General features: G+C 69.6%; 15 protein-coding genes. 4 read left to right on the plus strand and 11 right to left on the minus strand.

What is annotated here, in order from left to right; genetic code table 11:
• Position 1: 1 nt before the first annotated feature.
• The 4 genes from QM591_RS02095 to QM591_RS02110 form a co-directional block, all read right to left on the minus strand.
• Complete coding sequence (locus QM591_RS02095; protein WP_415129122.1) at positions 2-211, minus strand: heavy-metal-associated domain-containing protein; 210 nt, start codon at positions 209-211, stop codon at positions 2-4.
• Positions 212-273: 62 nt separating this feature from the next.
• On the minus strand, positions 274-909 hold the full coding sequence (locus tag QM591_RS02100) for a sugar O-acetyltransferase (RefSeq protein ID WP_415129124.1): 636 nt from the start codon (positions 907-909) through the stop codon (positions 274-276).
• 119 nt (positions 910-1,028) lie between these two features.
• Positions 1,029-4,985, minus strand: a complete 3,957-nt coding sequence (locus QM591_RS02105) for an SdrD B-like domain-containing protein (RefSeq protein WP_415129126.1) — start codon at positions 4,983-4,985, stop codon at positions 1,029-1,031.
• Positions 4,986-5,231: 246 nt separating this feature from the next.
• On the minus strand, positions 5,232-6,293 hold the full coding sequence (locus QM591_RS02110) for a hypothetical protein (RefSeq protein WP_415129128.1): 1,062 nt from the start codon (positions 6,291-6,293) through the stop codon (positions 5,232-5,234).
• Between the two features lie 332 nt (positions 6,294-6,625).
• On the opposite strand from QM591_RS02110, the gene QM591_RS02115 reads away from it, so the two are divergent.
• Positions 6,626-7,624 (plus strand): TerC family protein, encoded by a 999-nt coding sequence (locus tag QM591_RS02115; protein ID WP_415129130.1) that lies wholly within the window; start codon positions 6,626-6,628, stop codon positions 7,622-7,624.
• On the plus strand, positions 7,624-8,919 hold the full coding sequence (locus QM591_RS02120) for a hemolysin family protein (protein ID WP_415129132.1): 1,296 nt from the start codon (positions 7,624-7,626) through the stop codon (positions 8,917-8,919). The genes QM591_RS02115 and QM591_RS02120 overlap by 1 nt, the downstream gene beginning before the upstream one ends.
• 9 nt (positions 8,920-8,928) lie before the next feature.
• Here QM591_RS02120 and QM591_RS02125 read toward each other — a convergent pair whose 3' ends face one another.
• The 5 genes from QM591_RS02125 to QM591_RS02145 all read right to left on the minus strand — a co-directional run bounded on the left by QM591_RS02125 (position 8,929) and on the right by QM591_RS02145 (position 14,312).
• Positions 8,929-9,654: a VIT family protein gene (locus tag QM591_RS02125; RefSeq protein ID WP_415129134.1), complete on the minus strand. Its 726-nt coding sequence runs from the start codon at positions 9,652-9,654 to the stop codon at positions 8,929-8,931.
• A gap of 110 nt (positions 9,655-9,764) precedes the next feature.
• The gene (locus QM591_RS02130; protein WP_415129136.1) at positions 9,765-10,601 is read right to left on the minus strand and encodes a helix-turn-helix transcriptional regulator; all 837 of its coding nucleotides are present in this window, start codon (positions 10,599-10,601) and stop codon (positions 9,765-9,767) included.
• A 62-nt stretch (positions 10,602-10,663) separates the two neighbouring features.
• Positions 10,664-11,602: an SDR family oxidoreductase gene (locus QM591_RS02135; protein WP_415129138.1), complete on the minus strand. Its 939-nt coding sequence runs from the start codon at positions 11,600-11,602 to the stop codon at positions 10,664-10,666.
• Positions 11,603-11,921: 319 nt separating this feature from the next.
• Positions 11,922-12,854: an aldo/keto reductase gene (locus QM591_RS02140; protein WP_415129140.1), complete on the minus strand. Its 933-nt coding sequence runs from the start codon at positions 12,852-12,854 to the stop codon at positions 11,922-11,924.
• Positions 12,855-13,097: 243 nt separating this feature from the next.
• Entirely contained in the window at positions 13,098-14,312 is a 1,215-nt protein-coding gene (locus tag QM591_RS02145) for an MFS transporter (protein WP_415129142.1), read from the minus strand.
• Between the two features lie 106 nt (positions 14,313-14,418).
• Here QM591_RS02145 and QM591_RS02150 point away from each other — a divergent pair, with 106 nt between their 5' ends.
• Positions 14,419-14,874 (plus strand): MarR family winged helix-turn-helix transcriptional regulator, encoded by a 456-nt coding sequence (locus QM591_RS02150; RefSeq protein WP_415129144.1) that lies wholly within the window; start codon positions 14,419-14,421, stop codon positions 14,872-14,874.
• A 73-nt stretch (positions 14,875-14,947) separates the two neighbouring features.
• On the opposite strand, the gene QM591_RS02155 is transcribed toward QM591_RS02150, so the two are convergent.
• Positions 14,948-15,448: an SRPBCC family protein gene (locus tag QM591_RS02155; RefSeq protein ID WP_415129145.1), complete on the minus strand. Its 501-nt coding sequence runs from the start codon at positions 15,446-15,448 to the stop codon at positions 14,948-14,950.
• A gap of 118 nt (positions 15,449-15,566) precedes the next feature.
• Positions 15,567-16,106, minus strand: coding sequence for a YaeQ family protein (locus QM591_RS02160; protein WP_415129147.1), 540 nt, complete (start codon positions 16,104-16,106; stop codon positions 15,567-15,569).
• Between the two features lie 41 nt (positions 16,107-16,147).
• On the opposite strand from QM591_RS02160, the gene QM591_RS02165 reads away from it, so the two are divergent.
• Complete coding sequence (locus QM591_RS02165; protein ID WP_415129149.1) at positions 16,148-16,543, plus strand: VOC family protein; 396 nt, start codon at positions 16,148-16,150, stop codon at positions 16,541-16,543.
• Positions 16,544-16,551 lie beyond the last annotated feature (8 nt).

Below are 16,551 nucleotides of genomic sequence, written 5' to 3' on the forward strand. Positions count from 1 at the left end.
CTCAGACGGTCGCGGCCTCGTAGCCGGCCTCTTCGACGGCGGCGATCACCGCGGCGGTGTCGACCGCGTCGGACGTCGTCACGCGGAGCACGCCGGTCTGCGCGCTCACCTCGATGTCGGTGATGCCGGGAACCTGCGACACTTCGCCGCGCACGGCGCTCTCGCAGTGTCCGCACGTCATGCCGGTCACCTGGAACTCTGTCGTCTGCATGGAAGATCCTCTCTCGAATACCCCCGGGGGGTACTTACGCGACAACTCTATCCGTCTGCCGTCTATTCCGCGCCCGGCGGCGTCTCCGATTCGCGCAGAGGGCGGATGACTCGGCAGGGATTCCCCGCGGCCACCACGTTCGGCGGGACGTCGCGGGTGACCACCGAGCCGGCGCCGATGATGCTGTTTTCGCCGACGGTGACCCCGGGGGTGAGGGTGACCGAGCCTCCGAGCCAGACGTTGTCTCCGATCGTGACGGGCAGCGGGAGTTCCCAGCCGTCCCGCCTCCGAGGCACGTCTTCCGCGTGGTTGGGCGTGTAGATGGCGCACCGGGGACCGATGAGGCAGTCTGCGCCGATCGTCACCTGCCCGCCGCCGATGACGAGGAAGTCGGCGTTGATGAAGGTCCGATCGCCGATCACGAGGCGTATGCCGTAGTCGATGCTGATCGGCGGACGGAAGTCGATGTCGGCGCCCGCGCCGGGGATCAGGTCGTGGAAGAGCTGTCGCGCATGCTCGGGCGAGCGGTAATACGTCGCGGTGATCTCGGCGCAGACCGCGTGCGCCTCCCACGAGAGCTCCTGCAGCGCGGGAGACGTGCGATATCGGATCCAGTCCCCCGCCAGCAGCCGCCGCAGGTCTTCGTCTGTCGCGGCCAGCGCCTGTATCCGGGCGTCTGGGACCGTGTCGTCAGTCATGCTTCCTCCTATGTTGTTAGCAACAACATATAGGGATCACGTGGCGAGCATGCGGGGAGGCCTGCAGAAAGACAACAGGGCCCGTCCGACGCATGGTCGAACGGGCCCTGTTCGCTGGATCAGCCGAGGCGGCGGCGTCGGGTCACCGCGATGCCTCCGACTGCCAGCAGCAGGACGCCGGCCAGCAGCGCCGGCCAGGGAATCTCACCACCGGTGCCGGGGAGGGAGGAGCCGGGGTCTTCACCGGCCGGGTCTTCACCGGCCGGGTCCTCGCCGCTCGGCGTCTCCCCGGGTGTCGGCGTCGGAGCCGGCGTGGGCTCACCCGGAGTCGGCGTCGGGGTCGGCGTCGGCTCTCCCGGCGTCGTGTCGCGGAGGACCACTCCGGCGTCCCACGTCGGGTCGATCCCCTGCGAGGCACGCACCTCGAAGTAGTCGTACTCGCCCGTGAGGTGAGGGTTGTCGTCGCCGAGCACGATCGTGGCGGTCAATCCGGTCTCCGGATCGGCGTTGGAGTCGGTGCCGTCGGTTCCCGCGCCCGTTCGCGTGAAGGCGTACTGCGTCGCCTGCTCCTCGGTCAGCTCGAAGCGCACCCGGTAGGTGCCGGCGACCAGCTCGTCGAAGATGTAGCGGCCGCGGGCGTCGGTCGTCGTCGTTGCGAGTGTCGCGCCGTCCTCTCCCAGGAGCACCACCCGCACGCCGGCGAGGGGTTTCTCTCCGGCTCCCTGCACGCCGTCGCGGTCGGCGTCGATCCACACGACGTCGCCGATCGCGTACGTCTTCAGCACGAAGCCGAAGTCGAGCGACGGGTCGTGATCGCCGTCCTCGGTGAGTGCCTCGACGGTCGTCGCCGTCCACGTCGAGGAGTCGCCGGAGGTGTCGCCGACGCCGTCGCGCGTCGGGACGTAGGGCGTCAGCGCCTCCACCGTGCGGGGATCGTCGCGGACGATACGCACCGTGTAGGTCTGTCCCTCCTCGAGCACGGGGAGCTTCTCGAACAGGTACTCGCCGTTCGGCCCGGTCGTCACGGAACCCACCGGCTCGCCGTCCACGTCGATCACGGGACCGTTCGGTCCCACGATCTCCAGCACGACCCCGGGAATCCCCGGCTCGCCCGGATCCTGGCGTCCGTCGCGGTTCTCGTCCACCCAGACGAAGTCGCCGACCGACACGCGCGGCGCCGGCGCGTCTTCCCCGGGCTCGTTGAAGATCCGCACTTCGGTCGAGCCCGTCGTCTCGTCCACGACCACGCGGAACAGCTCCGAGGTACGGAGGTATCCGGTCGGCGCCTTCACCTCGCGCACCCAGTAGGTGCCCGGCTCGGTGACCATCGGCACGCCGCCGTCGGCGGTGCGCAGCTTGCCCTCGCTCACCCGGAGGCCGTCGAGAACGACACGGCCGGCATCGGCCTGACCGGCCTCGGTGGAGCCGAGCACCTGGAACCGTGCGGCGTCGTCGTCGATCACGACCGACGCGTCATCGGCATCCAGCTTGCTGAGGTTGAGCGGATAGTCGTTGGTCGGGGTGATCGTGGCGCTCGTGCCGTCGATCACGTTGGTGATGCCCATGCCGACCTCGTACTCGGCGAGCCGGACGGCGAAGTAGAGCGTCACCTCCTGACCCTGCGTCAGGCGTCCGCGCTCGACGGTGAGGGTGTTCGAGCCATCGTCGAACACGACCTGGAGCGACGAGCCGGGGATCGAGTACCGCTCGGTCGCCGCGATCTCACCCGAACCGACGTTCGCCGGGTCCACGAACCCCAGGAAGGAGAGGCCGCCGGGGAGCACGTCGGCTACATCGCGCACCATCGCGGTGAAGGTGCCGTGCGGGATGAGATCCACGCGGTAGACGAACTCGTCGTCGACGAGGCGGCCGTCGGCGTCGATCTCGGCACGCAGGTTGTTGGTGAACGTGTCATTCGCGGCGTCGTAGATCCGCTTGCGCACCTCCATCTCGTTGCCGAAGGTCGTCGCGCGCGAGGTCGCCGACGAGACGTAGGTGTACCCGTTGTCGGCACCGCGGTACGACGCCTTGTTCACGATCTCCAGCGACTGCTTGCCGGCGATCGGCTTGGTCGGAAGCGTGATCGTGATCACGAAGTTCGCATCCGTGCGAATGCCGAGCTCTGTGAGCGCGTCGGCGAACGCGTCGTTGACGGCGAACTCCAGATCGCCGCCCGGGGTCAGGCGCAGATCCCAGAACGAGGAGTCGAGGGCGAAGCCGTTCCAGCCCAGCTGGTTCTCCGGGAACCACTCGTAGCGCAGTGAGATGCCCGCCGAGATCTCGTCGAGGTTCGCCGGGGTCACGTCGAACACGTCGTGGTCGACGAGATCCGTGATGACCGACGAGGTCACGTCGCCCACGCCGTTGCCGATCGTGAAGGTGAAGGGCACATCGATCGAGGAGCCGGGGGTGCCCGAGAGGGCGTTCGTCGGCCCGGCCTTACGGAAGACGTCGGGGTTGCTGACCTCCGATCCTGGGGCCTTGGGCTCCAGCGGGCGGTGGCCGACGGTGCGCGAGGCCGGGTCGGCGTCGTCCGAGTAGGCGAAGCGCGCCGTGTTGCCGAGCCCCGTGTACACCGCGTCGGCGGTCGGCGGCACCTGACCGGCAGCCGTCGTGCGGACAAGGCCGGCGACGGAGATGATCCGCGCCTTCACGGTGATCTTCACGTTCGTCGTGACATCCCTGCCCACGTTCACGAGCAGTGTGTCGCCGTCGCGGAGGTAGGTGCCCACGTACTCGTCCGCCGCGAACTGCGCTGCCGACACTCCGGTGACCTCGGTGAAGGTCGCGCCGTCGGCCGTCAGGAAGTCGGCGCCTGCCGCCCACTCCGTCTGCGCGGGAAGCGTGTCGGTGATGACCACGTTTCGCGTGAGCGCGTGGCGGGTGTCGGCGAAGTCGGCGAACGTCCGCAGATCGGCACCGAGGGTGTACTCCACATCGATCGCGGGGTCGAGTGTCACGCCGTCGGCGGCGAAGGTCACGGGGATGTCGCCCGGGCGCGACGTGGTCTTGGTGAACGCCACGCCCAGGTTCGGGCGGGGCTGCGCGGCGACGCGGCCGCCGACGCTCGTGCCGGCGGTGCGGTCTTCGCCGCCGTTGAGGGTGGCCGTGTTCTCGAGACGGACGGAGTAGTCGCCGCCGTCCTCGTTGTCCTTCACGGCGTCGTATCGCTCCTGCAGCTCGTCGCGGAGCGCCGCGAGCGCGTCGGCATCGGCGATCTTCGCGCGGTAGGTGAAGGTGTAGCGCGAGTTGGCTTCGGCGTCGAAGGTGTACGAGAACGACGCACCACTGACCGAGGGGAGTCCCGTCAGCTCGCTGGTCGCCTTGTTCACGCCGTCGGCGTCGAAGACGTCCTTCGTGCCCGAGAGCGAGCCGTCGACGAGGGCGAGGTGCGCGCCGAGCTCATCTGCGACCGTGACCTCTCGCGCGGCCGCGCTGTTGACCGTGATCGTGAAGGGGATCTCCCGCTCCAGGAACGACTCCGGCAGGACGACCTGTCCGTCTTCGATCGTGACGGCAGGGAAGTTCACCCCGCCCACGTTCTTGGCGAACGCGTCGGTCACCGTCTGCGGGGTCTCGCCGGGACGGGTGATGAGCACCGTCGTCCGGGTCTCCTCGCCGTCGTAGCGCCAGACGTGCTCGGTGGTCACGGCCTCATCGACGACGTCGACCTGGAACTTCAGGTCCAGGACACCCTGGTTGATGTCCGACGGGAAGGGATCGGCGAAGGTCACCACGATGTTGCCGTCGGCGTCGAGGGCCAGCGACTCCACCGCGGTGTTGCCCGAGGGGACGACGAGCGCCGACTCCGGGATCGTCACGCCGGAAGGCCGCTGAACCGTCACCACCTTGCCGTCGTCCATGCTCCCGTAGCCGATCTGGAAGCTGTAGTCGCGCCCGCTCTCGTAGACGGGCTTGCCGTTGTGCTCGGACACGTTCGGCAGGAGGACGGAGACGGTGCCTCCGGCGGCATGGGCGGCAGTGACGCCGCTGACGGCGAGGGCGGTCGTGACGACGACCGTCACGAGGGCGGCAACGGCGGTGCGCACGCGCGACCGCAGCCTTCGATTGTTCACGGGAGACTCCTCGGTGATCGCTCCGCTACGCGTGCGCCGCGGCTTCCGCGCGCGCCACATAGCGCCGGGCAGCGGTCGTGCTGCTGTCCGTCGGTGGGGGCCGTGCGCCGGTCGTCCCCGCCTCTGATCCGATGCGTGGGAGCGCTACCAAGGCGCATTCGCTCTCACGCTACCGACGGCGCGCAGCTCGACACGAATCGATTCAGCGACCATGCGCGAAATGCTCGCGCCGCTGCGGAAAGCGCTCTACAGGCTGTGTGCGTACAGCACGCCGGAGGAGGTTCCGAGGTAGACCCGCCCTCCGCCGACCGCCAGCGACGTGGCGCCCGACACCGGGGTGATCAGTCCCGCGAACGTCGCGCCCGCGTTGCGCGAGACGAACACGCGATCGCTCGTCAGCACGTACACCGTGCGTCCGGATACGTACAGGTCGGTGATGGACTCCCCGCCAGGCATCGCGACGGTGTGGATGCGGCGCGTGGACGGGGTGAACACACGAAGTCCCGTCGACCCGCCACTGAGGAGACGTCCGTCGCAGCTCTGCACGCGGGAGCCGACGGTACCGAGGTGGAACCTCTCACGAACGAGCGGCATCTCCTGCCAGTACCCCTGGTGGAATCGTCGCATCGGTCCGAACCCGCCTCCGGACCACCCGGCCTGGAGGTAGGGGACGCCGTCGGCGGACGCGATCCAGTGATACCGGTCTTGGGACTGTGCCCGCACCCCGTCTCGCGCGAACGACCGCTCCCACGTATAGGCGGCCGTGCGCCTCCACGCCACCGGGCCAGCCGGGCCAGCCTGGCCCGCGACCGAGCCCGAGCCGACGGCGAAGCGGCCGGCGTCCGAATCGGTGATGTCGAACACGTGGAACGAGGCACCGACCGGTTGCTGCTCCCACCTCAGCCCGTCGGGCGACCAGCTGAACCCGCCGCGCGGATCGAGCGCGGCCACGGGAGCATCGCCGAGCGGATCGATGTTGGGGGCCATCAGGCCGGCACTCGTGATCCGCCAGGTGTGGATGGCGTGCGTGTAGGCGCGGTGGCGGCTGCCGACGAACCGTCCGCGTGAGATGTCGAACGGGTCGATGCTGATCGGTCCCGTGTTGCCGTTCCAGTCTCCGTATCCGGCGAAGAGCATTCCGCGGTAGATCTCGAGGTCGACGATCCGCCTGCCGACCGCGGTCGGTTGAGCGGTGGCGCCGGGATGCGCCCCGAGGCGTTCCCAACCGGGCTCCTTCGCGCGAGGAAGCGCGGCCGCGGCCGAGGCTGCGCCGGCAAGAGTCAGAAACGTACGGCGTGAGATGGTCAACGGTCCCCCAGACGTGTCGCCACCCCCCAGCGGCGATCACCGACCCGACGGTAGCGCTACGCGTCGACCTGCCGGGCTCCGCTGCTCAAAGTGCGGCGTCCGCGGCGCGTTTCGCCGTCCGCCGGTGGCCGATGTCTCCGGACCGCCTGCGGCGATCTCCCAGGAATGCGTCACCCGGCTGCCCTATTCTCTTTCCATCCAGGGGGAGTACTCCGACACGGTCGGCTCGTCATTACGGGTGCATCGCACTCCGGGCCACCGGTCCCTGATCACAGGGATGGGGGAGACCTTGGCGTCGTCGCAACGCTGAGCCCGAGTCTTCCGGAGACCCTGTGAACATCACCCCCCTCGTGTGGATCATCACGATCGCCGTCACGATCGCCTTCTTCGTCTACGAGTTCTTCGCCCACGTGCGGAAGCCCCATGAGCCCACGATCGGGGAGTCGGCGCGCTGGTCGGCGTTCTACATCGGACTCGCCCTCGTCTTCGGCGTCGGGGTCGGTCTGGTCTCGGGGTGGACCTACGGCGGCGAGTACTTCGCGGGCTACCTCACCGAGAAGGCCCTCTCGATCGACAACCTGTTCGTCTTCCTCATCGTGATGACGAGCTTCGCCGTGCCGAAGATCTACCAGCAGAAGGTGCTGATGATCGGCATCGTGATCGCGCTGATCCTCCGCGGCATCTTCATCGCGGTCGGGGCGACTCTGATCTCGAACTTCTCGTGGATCTTCTACATCTTCGGTGCGCTGCTGCTGTTCCTCGCCTACCGGCAGGCCTTCGCGCACGGCGAGTCCAATCCCGCGGACGGCCGCTTCATGCGATTCGTGCGCCGCCACCTACCCGTCAGCGACGAGTACAACGGCGACCGCCTCACGGTGAAGCGAGACGGCCGCCGATTCGTGACGCCGATGCTCCTCGTCATCATCGCCATCGGGTTCGTCGACCTCATCTTCGCCGTCGACTCGATCCCCGCCATCTACGGGCTCACCGAGGAGGCGTACATCGTCTTCACCGCGAACGCGTTCGCGCTCATGGGGCTCCGCCAGCTCTACTTCCTCATCGGCGGGCTGCTGGAGCGCCTCGTCTACCTGGCGCAGGGGCTCGCGGTCATCCTCGCCTTCATCGGAGTCAAGCTCGTGCTGCACGCGATGCACGTCAACGAGCTCGCCTTCATCAACGGTGGGGAGCCGATGCTGTGGGCACCGGAGATCCCGATCTGGTTCTCGCTGCTGTTCATCACCGCGACGATCACGGTGGCCACCGTGGCGAGCCTCCTGAAGACCCGCCACGACCGTGAGCGTGCCGTCGAACGGATCGAGGACGCCCGCTGATGGGCGACCTCGTCTGGAACATCGTCCTCGTCTTCGTCTTCGTCCTGATCGGCGGTGTCTTCGCCGCCACGGAGATGGCGCTGGTGACGCTCCGTGAGAGCCAGGTCAACGCCATCGCGGCCCGCGGACGGCGCGGTGCGAAGGTGGCCTCGCTTGCGCGCAACCCCAACACCTTCCTCTCGGCCGTGCAGATCGGCGTCACGGTGGCCGGGTTCGCCTCGGCGGCCTACGGCGCCACCTCGATCGCGCCGTCGGTCGCGCCGCTGTTCGAGGGTTGGAGGGTTCCCCCGGCGCTCTCGCTGACCCTCGCGACCGTGCTCCTCACCCTCGTCATCGCCTACCTCTCCCTCGTGCTGGGTGAGTTGGTGCCCAAGCGGCTTGCGATCCAGCGCAACGCGCAGTTCGCCTACGCCGTGGCTCCCGTGCTCGACGGCTTCGCCACCCTCATGCGCCCCGTCATCTGGCTGTTGTCGGTGTCGACGAATGCGCTCGTGCGGCTTCTGGGCGGTGACCCCGACAAGACCTCCGACGAGCTGACCGACGAAGAGGTGCGTGACATCGTCGCCAGCCATCAGGGTCTCCCCGACGACGAGCGGCGCATTCTCGACGACGTGCTCTCCCTCCGCGGTCGGCAGATCAGCGAAGTGATGCGGCCACGTCCCGAGGTGGTCGCTCTGGAGGAGTCGATGTCGGTGGTCGACGCGGTGGCGCAGGTGCGCGACCTTCCCTTCTCGCGTTATCCCGTCGTCGACTCGTCGATCGACGACATCACCGGCTTCGTGCACGTGCGCGACCTCTTCGAGCGTGCGGCCGCCGACCCGGCCGAGCGTCTCGGCGACCTCGCCCGCGCGATCACCTATCTCCCCTCCACGGCGCGCGTGCTGCCGACGCTGACGCGGATGCGCGCCGACGGGCATCAGATCGCGGTGGTCGTCGACGAGTACGGCGGCACCGATGGGATCGTGACCCTCGAAGACCTCGTCGAGGAGGTCGTGGGTGAGATCTTCGACGAGTACGACACCGACGGGATGATCACGGGCGACTCGGAGACGGTCGATGGCCGCCTCAACCTGCAGGACTTCGAGGAGGCGACCGGCGTGCACCTGCCGCGAGGTGCCTCCGACACGGTGGCCGGGTTCGTCACGGAACGACTCGGACGCCTCGCCGTCGTCGGCGACACCGTGGAGGTCGACGGAGCCACGCTCCAGGTGGTGGCCCTGGACCGTCGGCGCATCTCCGCCCTCCGGGTGGTGCCCTCCCCGGCTGAGGCGACCGTCACCGACGAGAGCCGCTGAGACCCCGGCTCAGCCGACGACGGTGCCGAAGAGGGAGCCGACGAGGAAGGTGGCACCTAGCGCGATCGCGCCGCCGGTGACGGTGCGCGCGACGGCGCGCCACCGAGACGCCGCTCCGATCCACGCCGCCGTGTACCCCGTGATCGCGAGGGCGAGCAGCACCGCGATGAACGTCCACACGATCCGTGCCGGATGCGGCACGAGCAGGATCGTCGCCATCGGGAGGAGGGCGCCGACGAGGAACGCGATCGCCGAGGCGAGGGCGGCGTGCCACGGGCTCACGACGTCGTCCTGGTCGATGTTGAGCTCGATCGACAGGTGCGCCGAGAGCGCGTCGTTGGCGGTCAGCTCGGTCGCGACGCGAGTGGCGGTGTCGTGGCTCAGGCCCCGCGCCTCGTACAGGCCGACGAGCTCGGCCAGCTCCGCCTCGGGATCGTCTGCGAGCTCGCGGCGCTCCTTCTCGATCAGGGCCCGCTCGGTATCGCGTTGACTCGACACCGACACGTACTCGCCCAGCGCCATGGAGATCGCCCCGCCGACGAGGGCCGCCGAGCCCGCCAGCAGTACCGGCATCACCTCGGAGGTGGCACCGGCGACGCCGACGACCACCGCCGCTGTCGACACGATTCCGTCATTGGCTCCGAGCACCCCCGCACGCAACCAGTTCAGTCGCTGTGAGAGACCCACGCGGTGAGGTTCGTCGCGATGCGCCCCGGGGGCCGAGGGGATGGTCATGCCGTCACGGTACGCCTGCCCCGGTGGTCGATCCAGCAAGGTCAGCCGATCCTTGCCGCCAGATGTCTCGCCCGCGGGTTCGCCGTCGGTGCTCGCCGTATGGAGGGGATTCAGTCCATCCGTTGGGCGCCGATCACCGACAGCAGTTGGAGCTTCTCGGCGTCCACCGTGCCCGGCGGTGCAGTGATCACCAGGAGGGTCTGGGCCTGATCCGGATCGACGAGCACGTGGCACTGCAGGTTCATGATCCCTGTCTCGGGGTGCTGCAAGCGCTTGTCGATCGTGTGCTCGCTCCGCAGCTCGTGCTGCTCCCACAGCGCGGCGAACTCCGGACTCTTCGCCCGCAGCTCCGACACCATCGCGGCCGCCCGCGAACGGGGCCCGTGCTCGGCGTAGACGGCACGGATGTCGGCGGTGAAATCCCGTGAGCGGGCGGCGTGATCCTCCGGCGGATAGACGTCGCGCGCAGGGGGATGAAGGAACCAGCGGTAGCCGATGCTCCTCATCGGTCCCGAGAAGCGCGTCTCGTCGCCGAAGAGCGCCCGCGCGGGTGGCGTCTGTGCGAGGGTCTCGCCGAGCCGGGTCATGACCTGCGCCGGGGTGTCGGCCAGGCGATCGAGCACACGCATCAGCCCTGGAGAGACGTGATCGCTGCCGCTCAGCCGGGCCGGTGCCGTGTGACCGGCGAGGCGGAAGAGGTGATCGCGCTCGGCGAGGGTGAGGCGAAGGCCACGGGCGAGGGCCGTGAGCATCTGGATGGACGGTTGCGGCCCCCGTTGCTGCTCCAGCCTGCTGTAGTAGTCCGTGGACATGTCGGCGAGGGCGGCCACCTCTTCCCGCCGGAGGCCGCTCGTGCGCCGCCGCTGACCCCGAGAGAGCCCCACGTCTTCCGGCTGCAATGCCTCGCGTCGGCGGCGGAGGAAATCGGCGAGCTGTTCACGGTCCATTCGTCGAGTCTCGGACGCTCCGGGCCTACGGGCAAGGGATCGCCGCTCCCCCTCAGGCCACGTCATCCCGGCAAGGGCGTTCCGAGGAGCTCGCCCGTCACCTGCCACGCGCGGGCGGCGTCGTCGGCACCGGTGAGTCGGCTGTACAGAGGCTGCTCGGCCGGCGGTCCGCCGAGGTGGCGCAGGCCGCTCGGTCCGTACAGGTGGCCGCCTCGCGCGTTGGGGCTTGTGCCGGCGTACACGGCGGTGAGGGCGGCCGAGGCCGGGGTGCCGAAGATCAGGCCGCGCCGGGAGAGTGCCCGGATGACGCGGACGGCGGTGGTGTCGCGGGGGCGCCCGAGCTCGGGCTGTGCGGCCAGGAGGTTGGTCGGGGTGACACCCGGATGCGACAGCATGCTCCGCACTCCCCAGCCGTGCGCGGAGGAGCGGCGGTCGAGCTCGGCGGCGAACAGGCCCACGAGGATCTTCGAGGAGGAGTACGCGGCCATGGCGTCGTAGCGCTGCTCGGAGTTGAGGTCGTCCCACAGCACGCGCCCCTGGTCGGCAGCCACCGACACCTGGCTGACCACGCGCCCCTGGCCCGCGCGCAAGAGCGGGAGGAGGCCGACGGTCAGTGCGGCGTGACCGAGGTGATTGGTGGCCAACTGCATCTCGAAGCCGTCGGTCGAGAGCTTGCGCGTGGGCGGGGTCATGACGCCCGCGTTGTTGACCAGCAGGTGGAGCGGGGCCTCCTCGGCGTTCAGCTCCTCGACGAGGGTGCGCACGGTGTCGAGGGCCGCGAGGTCGAGACGACGTCGCTGCACGCGCGCCTCCGGAACCTCTGCGCGGATCCGCGTGAGGGCGGCCTCGCCCTTCTCCGCGTTGCGTACGGGCAGGATGAGCTCCGCGCCCGCACGGGCGAGGCGGAGGGCGATCTCGAACCCCACCCCGTCGCTGGCCCCGGTGACGAGGGCCCGACGGCCGGTGAGATCGGGGACGGGGATGTCGATGCGTTTCGGCATGAGGCTCCTGGCGGTGGGACGACCGGGTCATCGGATGAGACCTGGTCGCCGGAGGAAAGGCCGGTGCGGTCGCACCGACCCTTCCAGGGTGGGCCTCATCGCCCGCCGGCGTCAGAGAGGGGTCATCCGCGGATCCGCGGTCCCTCCCTCGCTGCCCGGCCGTGGCCCACATTCCGCGGCCGTGGCCGACGTTCCGCGGGCCAAAAGCAGGCTGACACCCGCCCCTCCCCCCGATTCCACGAGCAACACCCCCGGCGCGCCTGCTTTTGGCACGTCACGAGGGCGGCATCAGCCCGGCCGACGGACCCGGCTCCGGGCTTTACGGAACCCGGTAGCCGGCGGCGCGGAACAGCTCGTACCACTCGGCGCGCGTCAGGGGCACGTCCGACCCCTGCGCGGCGCCGGCCACCCGCTCGGGCGTCGTCGTGCCGAGCACCACCTGCATCTGCGCCGGATGGCGAGTGATCCACGCCGTGGCGATCGCGATCGGCGGGACGTCGTATTGGGCTGCCAGTCGGTCGATCGCCGCGTTCAGCTCCGGGTAGTCGTCGGACCCGAGGAAGACACCCGTGAAGAAGCCGGCCTGGAAGGGCGACCACGCCTGGATAGTGATGCCGTGGATGCGGCAGTACTCGACGATGCCTCCGCCGTCGAGCGTGACCGATTGGTCCGTCCCCTGCATGTTCGCTGCCACGCCCTGCGCGATGATCGGCGCGTGGGTGATCGACAGCTGCAGCTGGTTGGCGACGATCGGCTGACGGACTGCCGTCTTCAGGAGCTCGATCTGCCCGGGCGTGTGGTTGGAGACGCCGAAGGCGCGCACCTTGCCGGCCGCCTCCAGCTCGTCGAACGCGCGCGCGACCTCGTCGGGCTCCACCAGCGCGTCGGGACGATGCAGCAGGAGCACGTCGATGTAGTCGGTCCGCAGCGCGCGCAGTGACCCCTCCACCTGCCCCACGATCCGCTCGTACGAGAAGTCGAAGTACGGACCCTCCGGCACGATGCCCGCCTTCGTCTGGATCGTGACCTCAGCGCGCTCGGAAGGTGTCAGCTGCATCGCCTCGGCGAAGCGCTCTTCGCACTGGTGCAGGTGGGAGCCGTAGATGTCGGCGTGGTCGAAGAAGTCGATCCCGGCATCCCGGGCGGTGCGCACGAGGGTGCGGATCTCGTCGTCGGACTTGTCGCTGATGCGCATGAGGCCGAGCACCACATTGGGTGCCTGCAGGGCGGGTCCGAGGGGGACGGTCTTCATGGGTGGCTCCTGTCGTTCGGTGCGCTCTCACGCTAGATAGTCGCCTGCCGGAAGTCCACCGCCCGCGCCGCCCGCGCCCGCCCGTCGCCTCCGCGATCCGCCCGCGGCGCCGCTCACCCGCCCCAGGTTGTGCACAACGGCGGAGCCCGCGGGCGACACGCCGCATCCCGAAGGGCACGGGGCGGCGTGTCGCGTCGCGCATCCGCCGTTGTGCTCGCGGGTGGCGGTGTCGCCCGCGGGTGCTCAGCCCCGGGTGGTCGCCAGCGCGGGCGTGGGGGCGGCCGCCGTGCGGGGCCGCGTGAGGGTGGCGACCGTCATGACGACCAGCGCGGCCGCGGTCATGGCCGCCCCGGTCCAGAGGGGGGCCGTGTAGCCGAGGCCCGCAGAGATGGCGAGGCCTCCCACCCACGCGCCGAGCGCGTTGCCCACGTTGAACGCCGCGATGTTGGCCCCCGAGGCGAGCGTCGGCGCCTGGCCGGCGTAGACCATGATCCTGCTCTGGAGGCCCGGCGTCGCGCCGAAGCCGAAGCCGCCCATGAGGAACAGGAGCAGCACGGTGGCCGGGCCCGACGCGGCCACGAGGGCGAAGACGACGAGGATTCCGGCCAGGGCCGCGATGCAGACGAGGAGGGTGCCGTCGATGGAGCGGTCCGCGAGCCGGCCGCCCACGACGTTGCCCACCACGAGGCCGGCACCGAAGACGACGAGCAGCCACGGCACGGCTCCCGAGGGGAATCCGCTCACCTCCGTCAGCGTGTACGCGATGTAGGTGAAGGCGCCGAACATGCCGCCGAACGACAGCACCGTGACCGTGAGCGAGAGCCACACCTGCGGGGCCCGGAACGCGCGGAGCTCGTGCCGCAGGCCACCCGGCTGCACATCTGTCTCCGCCGAGTCCGCCGTGGCGCCTGCCGTGGCACCGGGGACGAGGGCGGCGACTCCCGCGAAGGCCACCACTCCGATCGCGGAGATCACCCAGAACGTCGCGCGCCACCCGAACTGCTGGCCGAGGAAGGTGCCGAAGGGAACCCCCAACACGTTGGCTGCGGTGAGCCCGGTGAACATGAGCGCGATGGCGCCCGCCTTCTTCTCGGGAGGCATCAGCCCGGCGGCGACGACCGACCCGAGGCCGAAGAAGGCGCCGTGGCACAAGGCTGCGACGATGCGTCCCGCCATCGCGATCTCGTACGTGCTCGACGCGGCCGTGAGTGCATTGCCGACGATGAACAGCACCAGCAGTGCCAGCAGCACGGGCTTGCGGGGAAGGCGGGTGGCGGCGGCGGTGAGGAAGAGGGCGCCGACCACGACCGCCACGGCGTATCCGGAGATGAGCCAGCCCGCCACGGCCTCGGTGACGCCGAAGTCGGCCGCGACCTCCGGCAGCAGACCCATGATGACGAACTCGGTCAGTCCGATGCCGAATGCGCCGACAGCCAGCGCGAGCAGTCCGAGGGGCATGACGGTCTCCCTGAGGCTAGAATGGTTGCAGACGCGGGATATTGCGAATCGGAAGCAATCATTGCACGCGCAGATACAACGCGCAAGCAACTAACGGAGGTCGCTCATGGGTATCGCCGACGATGCCGTCGAGGTTCGCGCTCAGGGGTGGCGCACGTTGATCGCACTGCACGGGCTCATCGAGGCGGAGCTGGAGCGCGCCCTCGACGAGGGCTTCTCGCTCTCGGTCGTCGAGTACACGGTGCTGGATGCTCTCGAGCGGCAGAACGGATGGCACATGCGGATGCAGCAGCTCGCTCGCGCGGCCGCCCTCAGTGCCAGTGCCACCACGCGCCTGGTCAATCGCCTGGAAGACCGGGGGCTCCTCACCCGGGTGCTCTGCGCTGACGACCGGCGCGGCATCTACACGGAACTCACCCCCGCGGGCCGCGCCCTGTACGAGCGCGCGCGTCCCGTGCATGACGCGACACTCGAGCGTGTGCTCGACGAGGCGCAGGAGCGGCCCGAACTGGCCCCCGTCGTGGCGGCCCTCCATGGCGAGACGGTGCTGCCGACGCGATGATCCCGGGACGAGTTCTCGTCATCGCGTCATGAAACGCACCGACTGTCATCTCATATATGCGGGCGGTCGGGCATCACCCCAGGATCCCGGCCGTCCCGTCCGCCTCGGTCGCGGATGAGGTTCCCGTCTCGGCGATGGCCTTGAGCCGAGCCAGGCCATCCTCGACGTCGCGGCTGATCATCCGGTCGGTACCGACGAGTCGTGCGACGGCGCCGCGGAGCCCGCGCCCCTCGAGCGAGATGGTCCAGGTCACGCGTGTTCCGCCGTCGATCCGGGTGAGGTCGAATCGCATCGGCAGGTTGACCTTCCAGGGCGAGACCATCGCCAGACGCACCTCGACGCGATCGGGCGTCGTGGCGCCCACGATCATGTTCCCCTTGCCGATCTTGCCGGGCCCGGACCACGCGTAAAAGGCGCCCTCGCCCGATTCGGGGCCGGAGTACTCGCGACTGTCGGCGGCGAGGCCCGACCACGGGGACCACTCCTGCCAGGACCGCAGGCTGGAGACGAGCGCGCGGACATCCCCGCGCGGCGCGGCCACCTCGACCGATCGGCTGATCGCGGAACTGCTCATATGTGCAACCTACCTCGCCCGCCTGGAACCGATCTCAGCGTCGCGCAAGATGCGTACGGTTCGTGCGAAAGCGCGGCGGGGGAGGACTCGGTGAGGGAGTCCCGCGGAGCGCGAGGGCCTATTGCGCGGGCCGTTCGAGGATGGCCGACGACAGCGACGTGCCGTTGACGTCGAGGTAGATGCGACGCTCGGTGACCGACAGTGTCAGCTCCGTGCGGCGTTCCAGCGCGGCGGCGGCGGCCTCGACGAAGCCCGGCTCGAACGCGTACAGCGGAATCTCGCCGCCGCGGTGGATGCGCTTGCCCGCCCAGAGGGCGGCGACCTTCTCCGCGTCGCGGTGCGTGTAGACGGCGACCCGATCCGCAGCCAGCGCTCCCTGATGCAGTCGCGCGGCGTCGGGCGCCCCCACCTCGATCCACGCGAGCAGCGACCCGGTGAGGTCGCGCACGAAGACCGCCGGCTCGTCGGTCGCGGCGATGCCCTCGCTGAAGGCGATGCCGTCCTCGTGCTCGAGGCAGTAGGCCAGCACGCGCGTCATCATGAACTCCGCCGTCTCGGCCGACTGCCGTGCGGTGCGGAGGGAGAGCTCCTCGTAGACGCCGCGGTCGACATCGGCGAGATGGACCGTGAAAGTATGAATCGTCGCGCCGATGGCCATGAGAAGCGAGCCTACCGGCGCGGCCCCGGCACACTGGAGAGATGACGGGTCTTCATCATGTCGAGGTGTGGGTGGCGGATCTCGCTGAGGCGCAGACCGAGTGGGGGTGGCTCCTGGGCGAGCTCGGGTTCGTGCGCGAGAGCCGGTGGCGCGACGGCGAGTCGTGGACGGCGGGCGGTCTCCCTTACCTGACTCTCACGACCTCGCCGAACCTCTCCGGCCCCCACCACGACCGCCGCGCGCCGGGCGTGAACCATCTCGCGTTCGCCGGGGGCTCCCCCGCTCGCGTCGACGCGATCATGGCGGCCGCTCCCGCGCACGGGTGGCGTCCGCTGTACCACGACCGGTATCCCCACGCGGGCGGTCCCGACAGCTACGCGGGCTGGCTGGAGAACTCCGCCGGATTCAAGGCCGAGGTCGTCGCGGACATCCCGTGATCGGCGCG

The organism is Microbacterium sp. (assembly GCF_047607225.1).
GTDB lineage: Bacteria > Actinomycetota > Actinomycetes > Actinomycetales > Microbacteriaceae > Microbacterium.